The organism is Paenibacillus pasadenensis (assembly GCF_023715725.1).
Taxonomy (GTDB): domain Bacteria; phylum Bacillota; class Bacilli; order Paenibacillales; family Paenibacillaceae; genus Paenibacillus_O; species Paenibacillus_O pasadenensis_A.
Genome location: NZ_JAMBOT010000051.1, coordinates 1 through 453, shown reverse-complemented (window position 1 = coordinate 453; position 453 = coordinate 1). Strand labels below are relative to the sequence as shown.

1 protein-coding gene is annotated in these 453 nt (G+C 59.2%); it reads left to right on the top strand.

Going from position 1 to position 453, the window contains the following annotated elements; translation table 11 throughout:
• Positions 1-198: 198 nt before the first annotated feature.
• The coding region (locus M3223_RS23910; RefSeq protein ID WP_251566286.1) for a lyase family protein at positions 199-453 on the top strand (255 nt) is incomplete at its 3' end.

Below are 453 nucleotides of genomic sequence, written 5' to 3'. Positions count from 1 at the left end.
GCTCTGGGCCGTCCGGTGGATATCGCCTCCTGGCGTCACGCCGAGCAGTTGCCGGCGTTATTTAACGGCACGCCGATCGGCACACGTATTCTGGCTTAAGATTTCATGCCCGGCGGCGCGTCGTCTGCCGGGCTTACAAGACCGTAGGCCGAGCGGCACAATGCCGCCGGCGGAACTAACGAATAAAGGAAGCATGTTATGGCACTTTGGGGCGGGCGTTTTACACAGGCAGCAGATCAACGGTTCAAACAGTTCAACGACTCGTTGCGCTTCGACTATCGTCTGGCGGAGCAGGATATCGTTGGCTCTGTCGCCTGGTCGAAAGCGCTGGTAACGGTCGGCGTTCTGAGTGCCGCTGAACAGCAGCAGCTGGAAGAAGCGCTGAACGTGCTGCTGGAAGAGGTGCGCGCCAATCCGCAGCAAATCCTCGCCAGCGATGCCGAAGATATTCAC